This window comes from Stenotrophomonas sp. TWI1183 (genome assembly GCF_039673115.1).
Classification (GTDB): domain Bacteria; phylum Pseudomonadota; class Gammaproteobacteria; order Xanthomonadales; family Xanthomonadaceae; genus Stenotrophomonas; species Stenotrophomonas maltophilia_AA.
The window spans coordinates 69,326-87,567 of record NZ_JBDJKZ010000019.1 but is presented as its reverse complement, the minus strand read 5'-3'; the positions used below and the strand labels follow the sequence as shown (position 1 = coordinate 87,567).

The window sequence follows — 18,242 nt, the reverse complement described above, 5'->3', positions numbered from 1 at the left end:
GCTCCAGGCGATGCGTGATGTTCGGGAGCCGGCCAGCGGCCGGCACTACCGGGGCAAGGTCAGCCGGCCAGCGGCCGGCACTACCGATCAGGGCGCGGACAGGCGCCCTGTTTCAGCTGTCGAGTTCGAGCACCATGCGCACCAGGCCCGGCGTACCGTTCGGGTGCGGGATCGGCTGGAAGCCCAGCGAGGCGGCCAGCTGCTTCATCGGCTCGTTCTCTTCGGCGACATCGCCGTACAGGCGATCCAGGTACTTGCCACGGGCCCACTTGACCAGCTTGCGCATCAGCTGTCGGCCCAGGCCCTGGCCGACCAGGAAGCGGCTGACCAGGATCGCGTACTCGGCTTCGCGGGTGCCGGGGATGATGGAGGCGCGCGCCACCGCGCCCACCACGGCTTCACCGGCGGGCAGGGATTCGGCCGCGACCAGGGTGATTTCGCTCTTGGGATTGGGGTGGGTCAGGCGCTGCGTCGTTTCCGGCGACAGCTCGGTCACCGACTGCAGGAAACGGTCGCGGATCTCTTCGGGACCGAACAGACTGAAGGCAGCATGCAGCGGCGGGCCGTCTTCCGGCCGGATCGGGCGGATCAGCAGCTCGTGGCCACTGGGTGCCTTGAAAATCTCGTGCCAGGGCGGCATGCGGTTACGGGTAGCCATACCGGTGATTCCTTGGTGGTCTCAGGATTCTCGCATCCCGGGGGCAGCGTTCCGTGAACGGATCACTCACGCCGATCCGGCCGGGAGGAGCCGGCCAGGCCGGGGTTCCGGTCTGGCCTGGAGGGGTCATTCGGCCTGCTTGAGCCACTGCAGGCGGGTCGAGGCACCGGCCTCGCCCAGGTACTGCTTGAGCGCCGGCATCGCCGGGGCCAGGACCTGGTCGAACTGCCACGGCGGGTTGAGCAGCAGCATGCCGCTGCCGTTGAGCCGCAGCGGGGAGTCGTCCGGACGGATCAGCAACTCGGCGGTCAGCACCGATTTCACCGGCAGAGCGCAGGCCTTGCGCAGGAAATGCAGGATGGTCCGGCGCTGCTTGATCGGGAACCAGATCGCAAAGCTCGCCTGCGGCCAGCGGCCCAGGATCTCGGTCACCGAGGCGATGATGGCCTGGTACTCGGCGTCCTGGCCCTCGTAGGGCGGGTCGATCAGGACCAGTCCGCGGCCGATCTTCACGCCGTTGGCCTTGGGCGGCAGCAGCTTCCGGTTCTGGGCGTAGCCGTCGGCCTGGTACACCGCGACGCGGCTGTCATGGGCGAACAGCGCCTTCAGCGCGGCGGCTTCTGCATCCTGGACCTCGCAGACCGCCATGCGGTCCTGCTCGCGCAGGGTCTGGGCGGTCAGCAACGGCGAGCCGGGGTAGCTGATCATCGCCCCGACCGGATTGTCGGCCTGGACTGCCTTGAGATAGCGCTCGACCACCGCCGGCAGCTGCGGCTGGGCCATCAGGCGCATCACGCCGTCCTCGGCTTCCAGCGTCTTGCGGCTTTCCTCGCTGGCCAGCAGGTAGCGGCCAGCGCCGCCGTGGGTGTCCAGCACGAAGAACGGGCTGTCCTTGCGCTTGAAGGTGTCGAGCAGGGCAAGCTGCACGATGTGCTTGAGCACATCGGCATGGTTGCCGGCATGGAAGGCGTGGCGGTAATTCATCGGGGCAGTGTACGGGGCGGCGGGCCCAGCGGCTATGCTGCGCGCATGAACCACCCCCTGCACAACGTCCTGGTGGTCGAGGACGAAACCGCCATCGCCGACACCGTTCTGTATGCGCTGCGCAGCGAAGGCTACGGTGCCCACCACAGCCTGCTCGGCGGGGAGGCGCTGGTCCGGCTGCGCCAGCAGGCGTTCGACGTGGTGGTGCTGGACGTCGGCCTGCCGGACATGAGCGGCTTCGAGGTCTGCCGCACGCTGCGCACCTTCAGCGAGGTGCCGGTGATCTTCCTGACCGCCCGTAATGACGAGTTCGACCGCGTGCTCGGGCTGGAACTGGGCGCGGACGATTACATGGCCAAACCCTTTTCGCCGCGCGAGCTGGTGGCGCGGGTCCGTGCGCGCCTGCGCCGGTCGGCGGCGCCCGCGGAGACCTCGGGCTGGCAGCAGCACGGCCGTTTCTCGATCGACCGCGAGGGCAGCCGGATCCGCTTCGGCGACCAGCCGCTGGACCTGACCCGTTACGAGTACGCGCTGATGGCGGCCCTGCTGCAGCGCCCCGGCGCGATCCTCAGCCGCGCCCAGCTGATGGACCGCGGGTGGGACAGTGACGCCGACAGCGCCGACCGCACGGTGGATACGCACGTCAAAACGCTGCGCGCCAAGCTGCGTGCCGCTGGGGCCGCGACCGACCCGATCCGCACCCACCGTGGCCTGGGCTACGCACTGGAGGTGTAGGCATGCGGCTGGGCCTGAAACTGTTCCTGGGCTTCTTCCTGATCGTGGGCATCGCCGCGTTCTTCGTGATGCGCATCTTCGTCAACGAAGTGAAGCCGGGCGTGCGCCAGGCGATGGAGTCGACGCTGGTCGATGCGGCCAACGTGCTGGCGGAAATGGCCGCGGCCGATCTCAAGGCCGGGCAGATCCGCCAGGGCCGCTTCGTCGCCGACCTGGCCCGGGCGCAGCGGCGCGACCCCAAGGCGATGGTATGGCGGTTCCCCAAACGCACGCTGGATTATCAGGTCACCATCACCGATGCCAAGGGCATCGTGGTGTACGACTCGACCGGGCGCGATGTCGGCCGCGACAACTCGCGCTGGAATGACGTCTACCGCACACTGCGTGGCGAATACGGCGCGCGTTCCAGCCCGGAAACCCCGGGCGACGATACCCACTCGGTGATGCACGTGGCCGCGCCGATCTTCGATCCGGCCGATGGGCGCCGCTTGATCGGCGTGCTCAGCCTGGCCCAGCCCAACCGCAGCATCGATCCGTTCATCGCGGCCAGCCAGCGCGCCATCATGAAACGTGGCGCGTGGTTGATCGGCCTGTCGGCACTGATCGGCCTGCTGATGACTGCGTGGCTGATGCACGGCGTGAGCCGGCTCAACCGCTATGCCAAGGCGGTCAGCGCCGGTGAGCCGGTGCCGCCACCGAAGCCGCGCCGCGATGAGATCGGCGATCTGGGCCAGGCGCTGGAAACCATGCGCCGCAAGCTGGAAGGCAAGGCCTACGTCGAGCAGTACGTGCAGTCGCTGACGCATGAAATGAAGAGCCCGCTGGCCGCGATCCGCGGCGCGGCGGAACTGCTGCAGGAGCCGTTGCCGGATGCCGACCGCGCGCACTTCGCACGCAGCATCGAAGGCCAGGCGCAGCGCCTGACCGAAACCATCGACAAACTGCTGGCGCTGGCCGAGGTGGAGCAGTACGGCTGGCTGCAGAAGCATGAGCGGCTCGCGCTGGCACCGTTGCTGCAGGCCGCGGCCGACGCGGTGGCGGTCCGCGCGCAGGCGGCAGGGGTGGTAATCGCGATCGACGTGCGGGCCGACAGCGTGCAGGGCGATGGCTACCTGTTGCGCCAGGCCCTCAACAACCTGCTGGAAAATGCCGTGGCTTTCTCGCCGGCCGGCAGCGCCATCACCTTGGGTGCGGGTGTGGAAGGCGAGGGCATCGCACTGACCGTGGCCGATCGCGGCAGCGGCGTGCCGGAGTACGCGCTCGACCGTGTGTTCGAACGCTTCTATTCGCTGGCGCGCCCCGGCACCGGCCAGCGCAGCTCCGGCCTCGGCCTGTCCTTCGTGCAGGAAGTGGCGCGCCTGCACGGCGGCCGCGTGAGCCTGCGCAACCGCGATGACGGCGGCGCGCAGGCGGTGTTGTGGCTGCCGTCGCGGCTGCCCGCGCTCCCGCCGCGGCGCTGACCGCAGCGCCACACTTCACACAGACTTCAAACCCGGCACAAACCCCGCACACCGGCGCGCGGGAAGCTGGCCCCCTCCCAACCGAGGACGGGTCATGAAATCCCTGAAGATGCTGTTGCGGTTCGCCATCGTGGGCGGGCTGATCCTGTTGCTGCTGATTCCGCTGAGCCTGATCAAGGGCGTGATCCGCGAACGCGAGGCGTACCGAGACGAGGCATACCAGCGCGTGGCGCAGAGCCGCGCCGGCGCGCAGATCCTGACCGGCCCGATCCGCGTGGTGCCGTGGACCGAGACCCGCGAGGTGGAGGTAGTGGATGCGGCCGGCACCAAGAAGAAGGAAAAGCAGGTCGAGCAGGGCCAGTGGCTGCAGATGCCGGCCACGCTGAAGGTGGACGGCGTGATGCAGCCGGACGAGCGCCGCGTCGGCTTGTTCCGCGTGCCGGTCTACAGCTGGAAGGCCACGGTCACCGCCGAGTTCGCCGATGACGATTACCCGGTGAAGGCGGGCCGCGTCTACGGCGCCCCGTTCCTGACCGTGGGCATCGCCGACGTGCGCGGCCTGGTGGGTTCGCCGAACCTGCGGGTGGATGGCAATGCCCTGAACCTGCTGCCCGATGCCGGCGGCGTCAGTGGCATCGGCACCGGCCTGCATGTCGGCCTGCCGGGCCTGGAGGATGCACGCGGCGGGCTGCTCAAGGGCAGCAAGGTCGAACTGGAGCTGGTGCTGGATGGCACCCGGTCGCTGTCGGTGGTGCCGGTCGGCGACGACAGCCGCATCGCGCTGCGCTCGCCGTGGCCGCATCCGCTGTTCGGTGGCAGTTTCCTGCCCAACGAGCGCAAGGTCGACGCGCAGGGTTTCGACGCGCAGTGGGCGGTGTCTTCGCTGGCCTCGCGTGCCCAGCATCAGCTGCGCAACCGCCCGGACATCGACGCCGAAGCCGTCAGCGTGGAGCTGGTCAACCCGGTCGATGTGTATACCCAGGCCGACCGCGCCAGCAAGTACGGCATCCTTTTCATCCTGCTCACCTTCGTCGGCTTCATCCTGTTCGAGCTGATCAAGCAGCTGCGTATCCACCCGCTGCAGTACCTGATGGTCGGCCTGGCACTGGCGATCTTCTTCCTGCTGCTGCTCAGCCTCTCCGAGCACATCGCCTTCTGGCAGGCCTATGCGCTCTCGGCACTGGCGTGCATCGGCATCCAGACCGTGTACCTGGCCGGGGTGCTGAAAAGCTGGAAACGCGGGCTGGGCTTCGCGCTGATGCTCAGCGCACTGTATGGCGCGCTGTACGGACTGCTGATCTCGGAGAACAACGCCTTGCTGATGGGCTCGCTGCTGCTGTTCGGCGTGCTGGCCGCGGTGATGTGGGTGACCCGCCGGGTCGACTGGTACGAACTCGGCGCGAGCCTGAAGTAAGGACCGACCATGAGCTGGCGCCGTTGTCTTCAGGAACGTATGCGCCGGGCGCTCCCCGCCCGGCTGGAGGTAGCCTCGCTGCTGGACGGCGAGGCGCCGGGATGGCCGTCCCCGCTGATGGCATTGCCGGGCGCGCAGGGGGCACCGGGCCTGGTCCGCTTCGGGCTGGCCCCGGTCACCTGCGAGGCGATCGCAGCGCAGGGACTGCGCTTTCTGGAACAGGCACGGCAGGCGCGCGGGCGCCTGCCGCTGCCGCAGTGGTGTGGCGAGTATCGGCCATGGCGCAAAGGTGCCCAGGCCCTGCGCGAGATCGGCATCCGCGGCTTGCCCGGCGACTGGCCGGTGCATGCGCCGGTCTACGCCAGCGCCTCCCTGGACCGCAGTCGCTGGTTGCTGGTGCTGCCGACCCGCGGCCAGCTCTGGTACGGCTGGATGGATGGACCATGACTCTTGGCCCGGGGGTACCGGGCCAGCGCTCGATAGACTCGGGGATTGTTCGTGGTCTGGCCGAGAGGCGGGGGTAATCGTGTTCAAGTGGGGCATGTTGAGCGTGGCATTGGCATTGAGCGGCGTCGCCGATGCACAGACGAAGGAGACGGTGGACCTGGACATGGTCAGCCGCATCCGTCAGGAAGCCTTCCACCGATCACAGGTGATGGCGACCTTCAGCCACCTGACCGAGCAGATCGGCCCGCGCCTGACCAATTCCCCCGCGATGGGCGAGGCCAACACCTGGACCCGCAGCAAGTTCAACGAGTGGGGTCTGGTCAATGTGCACGACGAGGCGTTCGACGCGTTCGGCCGCGGCTGGGAATTCAGCAACGCCAGCGTGGAACTGCTGAGCCCGCGCGTGGCGCCGCTGTATGCGCTGCCGAAGGCCTGGACGCCCGGCACCAACGGTGCGGTCGAAGGCGAGGTGATCAAGGTCGAGATCAAGAAGCTGGCCGACCTGGATCAGTACAAGGGCAAGCTGGCCGGCAAGATCCTGCTGCTCAACGATGCGCGCGACTACGAGCGGGCCACCAAGTCCGATTCGCACCGCCACGATGACGCCGGCCTGGCCGAGCTGCAGGTGTTCGCGGTGCCCAAGGATGTCGCCGATGCCAAGGCCGACCGGGCCAAGAAGGCCAAGGAATACCTGGAAAAGCAGGCGCTGACCCGCGCCACCAACGCCTTCTTCGCCGAGCAGGGTGTGCTGGCCACGATCAGCATCAGCGGTTGGGACAACGGCATCATCCGCGTCGGCGGCGGTGGCTCGCGCAAGGCCGGTGAACCGGTCGGCGTGCCCGAACTGGCGATGATGGCCGAGCACTACAACCAGCTGGTGCGGGCGGTCGACCAGAAGCAGGCGGTCAAGCTGCGCGTGAATGTCGAGGCGCGCTTCACCGATGCGCAGGACCAGCCGGGTTACAACACGCTGGCCGAGATCCGCGGCAGCAGCAAGGCCGACGAGATCGTGATGCTGGGGGCGCACATGGATTCCTGGCACACCGGCACCGGTGCGGCCGACAACGCCGCCGGCGTGGCGGTGATGATGGAAGCCATGCGCATCCTCAAGGCGGTGGGTGCCAAGCCCAAGCGCACCATCCGCGTGGCGCTGTGGAGCGGCGAGGAGCAGGGCCTGGTCGGCTCGCAGGACTACGTGTCCAAGCACTTCGCGCGCTACCCGGAGCCGACCGACCCGGCGCAGCTCACGCTGCCGGCCTCGATGCGTGAGCCGACCGGCGCCCTGCAGCGCCAGCGCGATTACGACAGATTCTCGGCGTACTTCAACATGGACAACGGCTCGGGCCGCTTCCGCGGCATCTATGCGCAGGAGAACCTGGCCGCGGTGCCGATCTTCGAGGCATGGCTGGCCCCGTTCCATGATGTCGGCGCGACCACCGTGGCGACCCGCAACACCGGCAGCACCGACCATATCGCGTTCGATCGCGTCGGCCTGCCCGGGTTCCAGTTCATCCAGGATCGCCTGGATTACTTCACCAACGTCCACCACAGCAACCTGGACACCTGGGACCACGCCGAGCCGGAAGACCTGAAGCAGGCCGCCGCCATCGTCGCCTCGTTCGTGTACAACGCGGCCATGCGCGATGAAAAGCTGCCGCGCAAGCCGTTGCTGGCGCCCTGACGGAAGGGCTACCGGGCCGGCGACGGCCCGGTGCGGGGCGCCGGATCCAGCGAGAAGGCGAGGCGGTAGCCCGTGGGCCTGCCTTCCGCGGACAGAATGCTGCGCACCATCGCTTCGTTGACCGGCAACTGACGGCCCGCGGCATCACGGGGCGCCCCAAACAGCACGGACGGATTTTCCAGCGGACCGGTGATCTCGCCCAGACAATGGGAGATGCCGCATTGCAGGCGGCTCAGCCGCGGCGCGTCCGGGCCGGTGCCCAGCCGTTGCTGCAACGCGTGCTGATAGCTGCTGCGAACGTCGTGAGCATCGCCATCGGTGGCGTAGGCGTGATCGAGGGCCGCCATCGCCTGGTCGAAGGCGGCGCTGTCACGGAGCAGTTGCCGCAGTTCATCCGACGCCAGGCCATCGCCCAGGCCGAGCGCCCGTTCGGTGTCGCCGGCTGCCGTCGAGGCGTGGACGGCGGGCGTCTGCATGCCAGCGCGCGTGCCCGAGGAGGACGTGTCGGGCGGCAGCGTGGACGCGCTGGCCCCCACGTCTGCCGGTACCGTTTGCTGGGCTGGCGCGTTCGTGGCCACTGAAGCAGCCGCCGCGCCGTCGCTGCCCGGTGCAGAGCACGCGCCCAGTGCGGCGAGCAGGATCAGGGCGGTGACGGCGCGGGTGGCGGTGTGGTGCCGTGAAGGCGGCTCAAAGCGGGAGGCTGTCATGGGGATGGCTGAAAAGCGGGCAATCCCGCAATCAGACCATGTCTGCGCCCAGCAGACAGTAGGGATTCTCCGATTTAGGCAGGGTCCGGCCCGGACAGGTAAAATTGCCGGGATTCCGTTTCCCGCCCTGAGCCCTCCATGACCTGCCGCACCCGTTTTGCCCCCAGTCCCACCGGCTACCTGCACATCGGTGGCGCCCGCACGGCGCTGTATTGCTGGCTGGAGGCCCGCCACCGCGGCGGCGAGTTCGTGCTGCGCATCGAAGATACCGACCGCGAGCGCAGCACCCAGGGCGCGATCGACGCGATCCTGGAGGCGATGGAGTGGCTGGGCCTGGGCTATGACGAAGGCCCGATCTACCAGACCCAGCGCGTGGCCCGTTACCTGGAAGTGGCCGAGCAGCTGGTCGCGCAGGGCAAGGCGTACTACGCCTACGAGACCAGGGAAGAACTGGACGCGATGCGCGAGGCCGCCATGGCCAAGCAGGAAAAGCCGCGTTACAACGGCGCTGCGCGTGACTTGGGCCTGCCGTACAAGGACGACCCGAACCGCGTGATCCGCTTCAAGAATCCGCTGGAAGGCACGGTGGTGTTCGATGACCTGATCAAGGGGCGCATCGAGATCGCCAACAGCGAGCTGGACGACATGGTGATCTTCCGTCCGGACGGCTTCCCCACCTATAACTTCGCGGTGGTGGTGGACGATTGGGACATGCGCATCAGCGAGGTCATCCGCGGCGACGACCACATCAACAACACCCCGCGCCAGATCAATCTGTATGAAGGCATCGGTGCGCCGGTGCCGAAGTTCGGCCATATGCCGATGATCCTGGACGAGCAGGGCGCCAAGCTGTCCAAGCGCACCGGTGCGGCCGACGTGATGCAGTACAAGGACGCCGGTTATCTGCCCGACGCGCTGCTGAGCTATCTGGCCCGTCTGGGCTGGTCGCATGGTGACCAGGAGCTGTTCAGCCGCCAGGAGCTGATCGATCTGTTCGATGTGACCCACTGCAATTCCAAGGCCGCGCGCCTGGACATGGCCAAGCTGGGCTGGGTCAACCAGCACTTCCTGAAGACCGAGCAGCCGGCCGACATCGCCCCGCACCTGGTCTACCAGCTGAACAAACTGGGCCTGGATCTGAACGCCGGTCCGGCGCCGGCGGACGTGGTGGTGGCGCTGCGCGACCGTGTGCAGACGCTGAAGGAAATGGCCGAGAAGGCGGTGGTCTGGTACCAGCCGCTGACCGAGTACGACGAGGCTGCCGTGGCCAAGCACTTCAAGCCGGGCGCGGAACTGGCGCTGGGCAAGGCGCGCGAGCTGCTGGCGGCGGCCGGGGAGTGGACGGTGGAGAGCGTTTCTGCCGCCCTGCATGACGTGGCAACGGCGTTGGAGATCGGCATGGGCAAGGTCGCCCAGCCGCTGCGCGTGGCCATCACCGGCACCCAGGTCAGCCCGGACATTTCGCAGACGGTGTTCCTGGCCGGGCGTGAAGAGGCCTTGAAACGCATCGACGTCGCACTCACTAAAGTACCGACGGCCTGACCACAGGAGACCGCGCATGTCCGCAAAGACCGCTTGTACCGCTCCGCACCATCATGTTCACGATGCCTCCGACTTCGTGAAGGTGGTCGAACGCGTGTGCTCGGAACGCGGGCTGCGGCTGACGCCGATCCGCGCGAACGTGCTGCGCCTGATCGCCGAGGCCGGGAAACCGGTCAAGGCGTATGAGTTGCTGGAGTGGGTACGCAATGGCAAGGGCGTCGGTGCCGACGCGCCGCCGACGGTGTACCGCGCGCTGGATTTCCTGATGGCCAATGGCTTCGTGCACAAGCTGGAGTCGGTGAACGCGTTCGTGGCGTGCCACCACCCGAGCAGTGCGCAGCATTCGGTGCCGTTCCTGATCTGCAACAGCTGCCACAGTGCGGTGGAGCTGGAGGACAAGGAGATTGTCAGCCAGCTGGAGAAGCGGGCGAAGGAGCTGGGGTTCCAGCCGCAGGCGCAGACGCTGGAAGTGCATGGCCTGTGCGCGCGCTGTGCGGGGTAGGTACCGACCGTTGGTCGGTACGTTGCACCGGTAGGTATGTTGCACCGGTAGGTCCGCTGCACCGGTAGGTACCGACCGTTGGTCGGTACGCTGTTGATGTTGAAAAGCCGCGCACCTGCGCGGCTTTTTCGTTTCTGCACGAGAGCAGCCATTCCATTTTCATGGCCACCGGATGACTCCATGCTCGTCGCCCCGTCTCCCGCTACGTGGCGCTGTTCCGTGCCCGCTTGATCTGCCGTTTCTGCGTTGCGTTGGGCGTCGCGTACGCTGGATCGAGGCCGCGCTCGATGCTTTTGACGGCCATCTTCCGCCCCGGGATGCGCGGGATCATTGCCACGCCAGTCGGCGTCATCGCAGCCGTATCACGGCGTCCCCTCGACCGGCTCACGCCCTTCCACGCCGGTATCCACCTTGACGATCACCGACATGCCCGGACGCAGGCGCGGTGCCAGCGGCTGATCGGGGTCGATGGAAATGCGGATCGGCAGGCGCTGGACGACCTTGGTGAAGTTGCCGCTGGCGTTGTCCGGGCGCAGCACACTGAACTCCGAGCCGGTGGCCGGTGCGATCTGTTCGATGTGGCCGCGCAGCTTCTGGCCATCGAAGGCATCCACGGTGAAGGTGGCCGGCTGTCCGATGCGCATCTTCCAGGTCTGGCCTTCCTTGAAGTTGGCGACCACCCACAAGGTGTCCGGCACCAGGAACAGCAGCTGCGAGCCGGCGGTGACGTATTGGCCCAGGCGCACCGACGCTTCGCTGACCTGGCCGTCGCGTGGGGCCTGGATCACCGTGTTGGCGAGGTCGATCCTGGCCAGTTCCAGCTGGGCCTGGGCCGTCTCGACGCGGGCCTCCAGTCCTTTCCGGGCGACCTGGGTGGAGGTGAGGGTTTCCTCGGCGATGCGGATCTGGGCCTGCGACTGCTGCACGCTGGCCTGCGCGGATTGCGTGGTGGTGCGGAACTTGTCGCGGTCGTTGAGGGCGACCAGCTGCTGGGCGGCAAGTTCTTCGTAGCGCTTCAGTTCGGTACGCGAGCGGGACAGCTCGGCCTGGCCGGCGGAGAGGTTGGCCTGGGCCGCCTGGATCTGGGCGCGGTTCTGCGCCTGCGACTGGTCGGAGTTGGCCAGTGCGGCCTTCGCGCTGTCCAGGTCGGCTTCGGCCTGGACCACTTTCTCGCGGTAGATGCGGTCGTCGATGCGCAGCAGCGGCTCGCCCTGTTTGACGTGCTGGAAGTCCTTGACCAGCACCTCGGTGACGTAACCGTTGACCTGCGGCGCGAGCACGGTGATCTGGCCGCGCACGTAGGCATTGTCGGTGGTCACCCGTGCCGTTTCGAACGGCCACAGTGACCAGGCGCGGAGGATGAGTGCGATGCCGATCAACGCGACCACGATCATGATGATCACGGCACGCAGGCTGGGTTTGAGGTACTTGGGCACGCCCGACGGCGCGGCCGTCGGTGGCGGCGCAGGGGCGGGCGCGGCGTCGGTCGGCGGCGGTGGGTTGACGTTTTCCGGGGCGGCGTCGTCGTGCGGCGGTTGGGTCGACATGGGCGGGCTCATCGGGGCGCGACGCTGCCAGGCGTCGGCGCGGAAAGGGGAGGTGTCGGCGCGTGGCGTTTGCGCCATTGCTTGAGCACGGCGGTGCGTACCGCGAGCAGCAGCAACCAGCCGAGGAAGATCAGGGCGACCCGGCCGCTGAGCGCGAACACATCATTGAAGGCGCGCACGTTGGCTTCGCGGCGGGTGATCTGGGCCAGCTGTGCGGTGCCCTGTGCGCTGCGCTGGACCGGGTCGGTGATCAGTCGGCCGTAGAGCTGCTGTTGCTGCTTCAGGCGCTGGGCGACCACGTTGTCGGCCGGGTCCAGCTGGCTGACCAGCGCGCTGGAGTACACTTGCTCGCGGTGCAGCTGGTAGGTGCCCAGCACCGCCGAGCCGGCCAGGCCGCCGAGGGTCTGGGTGATCGAGAGGGTGACCAGGAAGGTGATCATGTGGTCCACGCCCTGCTTCAACGCCTGGGTGATGCCGAGCATGATCAGCGGGCCCATGAACATGCCCGCGCCGACCGAGGCCAGGAACTGGCTGGCGAAGAAATCGTGCGGCCGGTCCTGGCTGGTGCGACTCTGGTCGAGCAGGGCGGCGCTGCCGAGCAGCAGGATCGCCATCAGCAGCTGCGGGATCAGCCGCTTCGGGCCGAAGGTGAGCGAGCTGGCGGCCATGCCGGTGATCACGCCGGCCAGGATCACTGCGAACAACGGGCGCATCTGGTCCGGCCCCATGCCCAGCGTGCGCATCAGGCCGACCACGCCGTAGGACTGCTCGGTGGTCAGGAAGCGGATCAGGAACGCGCCGATGATGAAATGGACCACCGGCAGGCTGGCCAGCCACCGCGTCTGCAGCAGCGGGTTGCGGCGGTAGTGCTCGATGATGAAGGCGGTGGTGGAGAGCGCGATCGAGGCGACCAGCGCCCAGCCCAGCCACGGGGTATCCAGCCACCAGCGCGTGTATCCCTGCGCGAGCACGACCACCAGCAGGCCGACCGCGGGGGCGAGCAGGGCGAAGGTCAGGAAGTCGAGCGGTTCGAACGCCTTGATCTGCGCGCCGGGCGGCAGCTTGAGCACGACCACGGCGGCGAACGCGCACAGGGCGAGGCCGGCTTCGAACAGATACAGGTTGTGCCACTGCCCGGTGTCGACCAGCCCGGGCGAGACCAGCCAGGCGATCGGCACCGCGAGCTGCGAGATGCCGACGCCGATCACCAGCAGGTTGCCCGTGTATCTGCGCGGCAGCGACTGCAGCATGTACAGGGTGCCCAGGGTGGTACAGGCCGCACCGGCGAAGCCGCTGGCCGCGCGCATCAACACGGTGGTCTCGAACGTGCCGACGAACAGATGCAGCACCGCGAGGGCGGCATACAGGCCCAGCCCGATCTCGGCGAACAGGCGGATGCCGTACTGCTGGCGGAACTTGAAGGCAAGCAGGTTGGCGGTCACGTTGACCATCGCATAGGCCGCCACCAGCCAGCTGCCCTGCGCCGGGGTGAGCCCGAGCTGGCCCTGCAGGAACGGCAGGTTGGCGCTGACCAGTGCATTGCCAAGGCCACCGGTGATGCCGACCAGCAGGGCGACCAGCGCATAGGCCACGCGGCGGTGCGGGGGATGCCACGGCATCGAGGCCGAGCCCGGCAGGGTCGGTTTTTCGTGCTCCTCCCAGTCCGGAACCGGCTTGAGGTACTGCGACATCATCCCTCCCCGTCGGCAGGCCCCCGCAATCCGCCACGCAGCAATTGCAGGGCGCGCGTGACCAGCCGGGCGCGTTCGTCACGCGTCTTGCCACGCAGCGCGGCTCCCAGCATGCCTGAGATGAGTGAAATGTCCGTCGTTTCCAGATCCGGCCGGCACAGCCCGGCGGCGATCGCGCGCGCGATCGGTTCACGCAGCAGTTCGTAGATGGTCTCGCGCGCGGCCCGGATTGGAATCTGGTCGGGATCGACGGCGCGCCAGTAGTCCGACAGCGCCGGTGACTGCACGATGCGGTTGGCCATGCTCTCGAGCACCTCGAACAGCGCGTCGTCGCGGTCGCCGAGGGTCTGTACCTGCCGGGCGATGCGGTTGACGGTGCGCTGGAGCAGGGCTTCGACCAGCGCGGTGCGGTCAGGGAAGTTGCGGTACAGGGTGGCGCGGCCGACCTGCGCGCGTTCGACCACCAGATCCAGGGGGGCGGTGACACCGTGCTGGCCGAACACGGCATCGGCAGCGTCGAGGATCTGGGCGCGGCGGGCGGCCGCGTCGGCACGTTGGGTAGGCATGCGCGCATCATCGGACACAACTGTCCGGCGCGGAAGAGGGAGGTGTCGGTTTTGGCGCGCGCTGGTTGGCGCGCGCTGGGCAATGTCGAGGGCGGGTGAGCTCAGCGCGGGGCGGGCACGCCGTGACAGCCCCCCATCCGGGCCTCGCGGATGGGCAGATTGATCAACGCGGCGAGCACGGCCAGGCCCATGTCGGCGTACCACATCCACAGGTAATTGCCGGTGTGGGCCAGGGCGAGCCCGCCCAGCCATGCGCCGAAAAAGCCGCCGAGCTGGTGCGAGAGCAGGGTCAGGCCGAACAGGGTGCCGAGGTAGCGCGGACCGAACAGCTTGCCGACCAGGCCTGCGGTGGGCGGAACGGTCGCCAGCCAGGTGAAGCCGAGCGCGGCGGAGAAGACGTAGAAGGTGAGGGGGGTGGGCGGAGCGACGAGGTAGACCCCGATCATCGCGGCGCGGCTGGCGTACATCCAGAACAGCAGGTACTTCATGCGGTAGCGCTGGCCGAGGGCGCCGACAATCAGGCTGCCGGCGACGTTGAACAGGCCGATCAGCGCGATGGAGGAGGAGGCGACGGTGGGCGAGAGGCCACACAGCGCGATCTCGCCGGGGAGATGGGTGACCAGGAAGGCGATGTGCAGGCCACAGGTGAAGAAGCCCAGATGCAGATACCAGTAGCTGCGATCGCGCAGGGCGACGCGCAGTTGTGCGCGCAGGCCACCTTCATCGGTCCCGCCGACGGCAGGCGCGTGGTCCCCGGTGCGACGGCGCAGCGGCCAGGCCAAAGGAACCGAGAGCAGCGTGATGACGGCCATCGTGATCATGGCGCGCGCCCAGCCGGCGGTGCCGATGATCCATTGCACCAGCGGTGCGAATACGAACTGGCCCAGCGAGCCGCCGGCATTGATGAGGCCGGCGGCGAACGACCGCTTTTCGGCGGGCAGGCGGTGGGCGGTGGCGCCGATCAGCACGGAGAAACTGCCGGCACCGGCACCTGCGGCCATGAGCAGGCCGAGGGTGAAGGTCATGCCGAGTGGGCTGGTCAGCAACGGGGCGAGCAGCAGCCCGGCCGCCAGCAGCAGGGCACCGAAGATGAGCACGGGCAAGGCGCCGCGCTGATCGGCGATGGCCCCGAACACCGGTTGCACCGCGCCCCACACGAATTGGCCGATGGCCAGCGCAAAGCTGATCTCGACGATGCTGACGCCGGTGCCGCGGTGGATGGGGTCGACATAGAGCCCGGAGGTCTGGCGGACGCCCATGGTGACCATGAGGATGGCGGAGGCGGCGACCAGCAGGCCCCAATGCATGGAAGGCGCGCGGGTCGCGGCGGTGGACGTGCTCATGCGTCGGCTCCGGCAGGCAGGGCGTGGCCGAACGGCACGCTCGGCATGCACGTTGCCACAGTGTGCGGGCAGGGCATAGCACGCCGATGGCCGCGCACCAAAAAAGGGGGCCTTGCGGCCCCCTCGGGTAAAACCAACGCCCGATCAAACGATCAGAAGTAAGCGCGGATGCCGAACGCGACGCCGCGGCCCGGCAGCGGCGAGTAGTCGCGCAGCAGGGAGGTGTGCGGACGGACCTCGCGGTTGGTCAGGTTGTTGCCATCCAGGAAGACTTCGTAGCTGTTGCTGTCGGTACGGTCCCAGCGGTAAGCGAGGTGGGCATCGACGAGGGTGTAGCCGTTGCTCGGGTCCTCATTCTGGGCGACATCCTTCTGGCTGCTGTAGCGCACGGCACCGACCGAGGCGCGCCAGCCGTCCCGGGACCAGCGCAGGTCGGCGCCGACGCGGCCCGGGGCGATGCGCGGCAGGTAGCCGGTGTTGGCCAGGTCCACGGTGTAGTTGTGGTTGTGGTCACCGTGCGGGACGGCGATATCGACGCTGCGGCTGCCGCTGCCATCCAGTTCGGCTTTGACGTAGTCGCCGAACACGCGCAGGTCCCAGTCGCCGGCGTTGCCTTCGAAGAGATGGAACAGGGCTTCGGCTTCGGCCCCCTTGAAGGTGGCGTCCTGCTGGGTCCACAGGCGGACCGGCAGCGATTCGACCACGCCGGTGTCGGCCAGGTAGATGAAGTCCTTGAACCTGGTCTGGTAGATCGAGGCCGAGAAATCGACGCGGTCGCTGTGGGTGTGGATGCCCAGTTCGACGCGCTGGCCGCGTTCGGTCTTCAGGTTGGCATCGCCGATTTCCAGCGAGCGGGTGGCGATGTGCGCGCCGGCGGCGTACAGCTCTTCGTTGGTCGGGGCACGCTCGGAGCTGTCGATGCCGAAGCGCAGGTCGACGGCGTCATTGAGCGTCCAGATGCCGGCCGCGGAGAGATTCGTGGCATCGAATTTGCGGGCGCGGTAGTCACCGGTCGGGTCGAGCTTGACCTGGTCATGGCGGCCGCCGAGTTCCAGCTTGAACGGGCCGAACTGCTTTTCCTGCAGCACGAACAGGCCGATGTTCTTCGTCCCGGTGTCCGGCACGAAGGCTTCTTCGCCCTTGGCGCCGAAGTCGCTGTTGCCGAACTGCAGGCCGAACGCGCCGTCCCAGCCGCCGATCTGTTCCTGCACCGCTTCCAGGCGGGCTTCGATACCGCGGTTGGTGAAGCGGGTGGCCGGCGTGCCGGCTTCCAGTTCGGTGTGCTCGTAATCGGTGTAGGCGGTACGCAGATTGATGTTCTTCAGGAACGAGGTCGGCTGGTAGATGCCGCCCTTGGCTTCGAAACGGTTCTGCACCATGTCGATGCGGACGTCATGCTCGTCGCCTTCTTCCTCGTCGCCATGGTCGTGATCGTGGTCATGATCATGGTCGTCGTCCGCATGCACGTGCGCGCCGTTGGGAATGCCGTAGTTGGTGCGGTAGGTGCTGGCGGACACGCCGAAGTAGCCCTCGTCGCCCAGCCAGGTGGCACCGACGCCGCCGGCGCGGGTGCGGATCGAGCTGTTGTCCAGGCGGCCGCGGCGCGGTTCTTCGGTGTCGCCTTCCTCATGGTCGTGGCCGCTGTGGTCTTCCAGGCCATCGATCACGGCGTAGCCGGGAATGCGGAAGTCATCGCCATTGCGGACCAGGCCGTCGACATGCAGCACCACGTTGCCGCTGACACCGTCCAGGCGGAACATGCCGCTGCGCTCGTCGTTGACCGAATTGCCACGCAGTTCGGCGCGGCCGCTGAGCGGACGGTCCGGCAGTTCGCGCGCGATGCGGCCATCGACCACGTTGACCGCGCCGCCGATCGCACCGCTGCCGAACAGCAGGGTGGCCGGGCCCTTCAGCACTTCGATCTGGTCGGCCAGGAACGGCTCGATGCTGGTGGCATGGTCCGCGCTGACGGTCGAGGCATCCATGTTGCCCATGCCGTTGGACAGCACCGCCACGCGCGGGCCTTCCTGGCCGCGGATGATCGGGCGGCCGACGCCGGGGCCGAAGAAGGTGCTCTGCACGCCGGGCAGCTTGGCCACGGTGTCGCCGAGGGTGCCGGCCTTCTGCTCGTCCAGGCGTTCACCGGCCAGCACGTCGACCGGGCGGGCCAGCGATTCGGCATCGCCCTGCAGCGGCGAAGCGGTGACCTTCACGGTGGACAGTTCGGTCAGGTGGCCGTCGCGATGGCTGCCGGGGGCGTCGGCGGCGCTTGCCAGCGAGGGCAGCATCGCGGCGGCAAGGGCCAGGGACAGGGCGTGGGGGGTGAGCAGGAGGGAGCTGGAGCGCATAGGGCAAGGGCCTTCGGTCAATTGTTACAATATATCAATGGTGGGGCGCGCGAATCCCGTAGCGGAACGGGGGAGGGCAAGTCAGGGGGAGGCAGGGTGCGCGTCAGGATTGATGTTATATTATTCCATAACGCTTCGCCGACCCTGCTGGAAGTCATGCCCTTGTTCCCTCGCCTCCGCCATCTGATCGATCGTTTCGGTGCCACCGGTTCGCTGCTGTGCGCGGTGCACTGCGCCGTGCTCCCGGTGCTGCTGGCCGCCGCGCCCTCGCTGGGCCTGTCGGTCTGGATGAGTGATGGGGTGGAGCTGGCGCTGGTGAGCTTCGTGACCCTGCTGGGCCTGTTCAGCCTGGTCTGGGGCTGGCGTCGGCATGGCGCGCTGCGTGCGCTGGGCTTCCTCATTCCCGGCCTGACCGCGCTCTGGGCCGGGCTGCTGTACGGCCCGCTGCACCATTCGGCGGTGCCGCATGCCGTGGTGATGACCCTGGGCGGCGTGCTGGTGGGTGTGGCCCATCTGGTGAATCTGCGGCTGAACCACGGCCACGTGCATGACGCCAGCTGTGCTCATTGAGAGCGCGCATGGTAGGCTTTCCGATCGTGCGCGGGGGCGCCTGAGAG

Annotated in this window: 16 protein-coding genes; 8 read left to right on the top strand and 8 right to left on the bottom strand. The window is 67.9% G+C overall.

Annotated features, from left to right (window positions below; all coding sequences use genetic code 11):
• Positions 1–112 precede the first annotated feature (112 nt).
• Positions 113–658, bottom strand: coding sequence for a GNAT family N-acetyltransferase (locus ABE434_RS15725; RefSeq protein WP_019184458.1), 546 nt, complete (start codon positions 656–658; stop codon positions 113–115).
• A gap of 126 nt (positions 659–784) precedes the next feature.
• Entirely contained in the window at positions 785–1,642 is an 858-nt protein-coding gene (rlmJ, locus tag ABE434_RS15720; RefSeq protein ID WP_176990011.1) for a 23S rRNA (adenine(2030)-N(6))-methyltransferase RlmJ, read from the bottom strand.
• Positions 1,643–1,687: 45 nt separating this feature from the next.
• Here rlmJ and creB point away from each other — a divergent pair, with 45 nt between their 5' ends.
• The 5 genes from creB to ABE434_RS15695 all read left to right on the top strand — a co-directional run bounded on the left by creB (position 1,688) and on the right by ABE434_RS15695 (position 7,379).
• A complete protein-coding gene (gene creB / locus ABE434_RS15715) occupies positions 1,688–2,377 on the top strand; it encodes a two-component system response regulator CreB (RefSeq protein ID WP_346479485.1) in 690 nt (229 codons plus the stop codon).
• A gap of 2 nt (positions 2,378–2,379) precedes the next feature.
• On the top strand, positions 2,380–3,837 hold the full coding sequence (gene creC / locus ABE434_RS15710) for a two-component system sensor histidine kinase CreC (protein WP_176990009.1): 1,458 nt from the start codon (positions 2,380–2,382) through the stop codon (positions 3,835–3,837).
• Between the two features lie 94 nt (positions 3,838–3,931).
• Complete coding sequence (creD, locus tag ABE434_RS15705; RefSeq protein WP_346479484.1) at positions 3,932–5,251, top strand: cell envelope integrity protein CreD; 1,320 nt, start codon at positions 3,932–3,934, stop codon at positions 5,249–5,251.
• Between the two features lie 9 nt (positions 5,252–5,260).
• Positions 5,261–5,698 (top strand): hypothetical protein, encoded by a 438-nt coding sequence (locus ABE434_RS15700; RefSeq protein WP_346479483.1) that lies wholly within the window; start codon positions 5,261–5,263, stop codon positions 5,696–5,698.
• Between the two features lie 94 nt (positions 5,699–5,792).
• The gene (locus ABE434_RS15695; protein WP_346479489.1) at positions 5,793–7,379 is read left to right on the top strand and encodes a M20/M25/M40 family metallo-hydrolase; all 1,587 of its coding nucleotides are present in this window, start codon (positions 5,793–5,795) and stop codon (positions 7,377–7,379) included.
• Between the two features lie 8 nt (positions 7,380–7,387).
• Here the strand turns inward: ABE434_RS15695 and ABE434_RS15690 are convergent, their stop codons facing one another.
• Entirely contained in the window at positions 7,388–8,086 is a 699-nt protein-coding gene (locus ABE434_RS15690) for a hypothetical protein (RefSeq protein WP_346479482.1), read from the bottom strand.
• 138 nt (positions 8,087–8,224) lie between these two features.
• Here ABE434_RS15690 and gltX point away from each other — a divergent pair, with 138 nt between their 5' ends.
• Together gltX and ABE434_RS15680 are read left to right on the top strand one after the other, a co-directional pair.
• Positions 8,225–9,628 (top strand): glutamate--tRNA ligase, encoded by a 1,404-nt coding sequence (gene gltX / locus ABE434_RS15685; protein WP_346479481.1) that lies wholly within the window; start codon positions 8,225–8,227, stop codon positions 9,626–9,628.
• A gap of 16 nt (positions 9,629–9,644) precedes the next feature.
• Positions 9,645–10,130 carry a Fur family transcriptional regulator gene (locus ABE434_RS15680; RefSeq protein WP_019184450.1) on the top strand — a complete coding sequence of 162 codons (486 nt, stop codon included), beginning with the start codon at positions 9,645–9,647 and terminating at the stop codon, positions 10,128–10,130.
• A 362-nt stretch (positions 10,131–10,492) separates the two neighbouring features.
• Here the strand turns inward: ABE434_RS15680 and ABE434_RS15675 are convergent, their stop codons facing one another.
• The 5 genes from ABE434_RS15675 to ABE434_RS15655 form a co-directional block, all read right to left on the bottom strand.
• On the bottom strand, positions 10,493–11,677 hold the full coding sequence (locus ABE434_RS15675) for an HlyD family secretion protein (RefSeq protein WP_346479480.1): 1,185 nt from the start codon (positions 11,675–11,677) through the stop codon (positions 10,493–10,495).
• Positions 11,678–11,685: 8 nt separating this feature from the next.
• Complete coding sequence (locus ABE434_RS15670; RefSeq protein WP_346479479.1) at positions 11,686–13,371, bottom strand: MFS transporter; 1,686 nt, start codon at positions 13,369–13,371, stop codon at positions 11,686–11,688.
• Positions 13,368–13,934, bottom strand: a complete 567-nt coding sequence (locus ABE434_RS15665; RefSeq protein ID WP_179459416.1) for a TetR/AcrR family transcriptional regulator — start codon at positions 13,932–13,934, stop codon at positions 13,368–13,370. Before ABE434_RS15665 ends, ABE434_RS15670 begins: the two co-directional genes overlap by 4 nt.
• Before the next feature lie 101 nt (positions 13,935–14,035).
• Complete coding sequence (locus ABE434_RS15660; RefSeq protein ID WP_346479478.1) at positions 14,036–15,277, bottom strand: MFS transporter; 1,242 nt, start codon at positions 15,275–15,277, stop codon at positions 14,036–14,038.
• 152 nt (positions 15,278–15,429) lie between these two features.
• Entirely contained in the window at positions 15,430–17,625 is a 2,196-nt protein-coding gene (locus ABE434_RS15655) for a TonB-dependent receptor (RefSeq protein ID WP_346479477.1), read from the bottom strand.
• A 156-nt stretch (positions 17,626–17,781) separates the two neighbouring features.
• On the opposite strand from ABE434_RS15655, the gene ABE434_RS15650 reads away from it, so the two are divergent.
• Positions 17,782–18,195, top strand: coding sequence for a MerC domain-containing protein (locus tag ABE434_RS15650; protein WP_176990000.1), 414 nt, complete (start codon positions 17,782–17,784; stop codon positions 18,193–18,195).
• The last annotated feature ends 47 nt before the right edge of the window (positions 18,196–18,242 follow it).

Coding starts and splice junctions, on each gene's coding strand:
- ABE434_RS15695 (WP_346479489.1), top strand. CDS start 5,793: ATGTTGAGCGTGGCATTGGCATTGAGCGGCGTCGCCGATGCACAGACG.
- ABE434_RS15725 (WP_019184458.1), bottom strand. CDS start 658: ATGGCTACCCGTAACCGCATGCCGCCCTGGCACGAGATTTTCAAGGCA.
- ABE434_RS15700 (WP_346479483.1), top strand. CDS start 5,261: ATGAGCTGGCGCCGTTGTCTTCAGGAACGTATGCGCCGGGCGCTCCCC.
- creB (WP_346479485.1), top strand. CDS start 1,688: ATGAACCACCCCCTGCACAACGTCCTGGTGGTCGAGGACGAAACCGCC.
- ABE434_RS15680 (WP_019184450.1), top strand. CDS start 9,645: ATGTCCGCAAAGACCGCTTGTACCGCTCCGCACCATCATGTTCACGAT.
- gltX (WP_346479481.1), top strand. CDS start 8,225: ATGACCTGCCGCACCCGTTTTGCCCCCAGTCCCACCGGCTACCTGCAC.
- ABE434_RS15670 (WP_346479479.1), bottom strand. CDS start 13,371: ATGATGTCGCAGTACCTCAAGCCGGTTCCGGACTGGGAGGAGCACGAA.
- ABE434_RS15650 (WP_176990000.1), top strand. CDS start 17,782: ATGCCCTTGTTCCCTCGCCTCCGCCATCTGATCGATCGTTTCGGTGCC.
- creC (WP_176990009.1), top strand. CDS start 2,380: ATGCGGCTGGGCCTGAAACTGTTCCTGGGCTTCTTCCTGATCGTGGGC.
- ABE434_RS15675 (WP_346479480.1), bottom strand. CDS start 11,677: ATGTCGACCCAACCGCCGCACGACGACGCCGCCCCGGAAAACGTCAAC.
- ABE434_RS15690 (WP_346479482.1), bottom strand. CDS start 8,086: ATGACAGCCTCCCGCTTTGAGCCGCCTTCACGGCACCACACCGCCACC.
- ABE434_RS15655 (WP_346479477.1), bottom strand. CDS start 17,625: ATGCGCTCCAGCTCCCTCCTGCTCACCCCCCACGCCCTGTCCCTGGCC.
- ABE434_RS15665 (WP_179459416.1), bottom strand. CDS start 13,934: ATGCCTACCCAACGTGCCGACGCGGCCGCCCGCCGCGCCCAGATCCTC.
- rlmJ (WP_176990011.1), bottom strand. CDS start 1,642: ATGAATTACCGCCACGCCTTCCATGCCGGCAACCATGCCGATGTGCTC.
- ABE434_RS15660 (WP_346479478.1), bottom strand. CDS start 15,277: ATGAGCACGTCCACCGCCGCGACCCGCGCGCCTTCCATGCATTGGGGC.
- creD (WP_346479484.1), top strand. CDS start 3,932: ATGAAATCCCTGAAGATGCTGTTGCGGTTCGCCATCGTGGGCGGGCTG.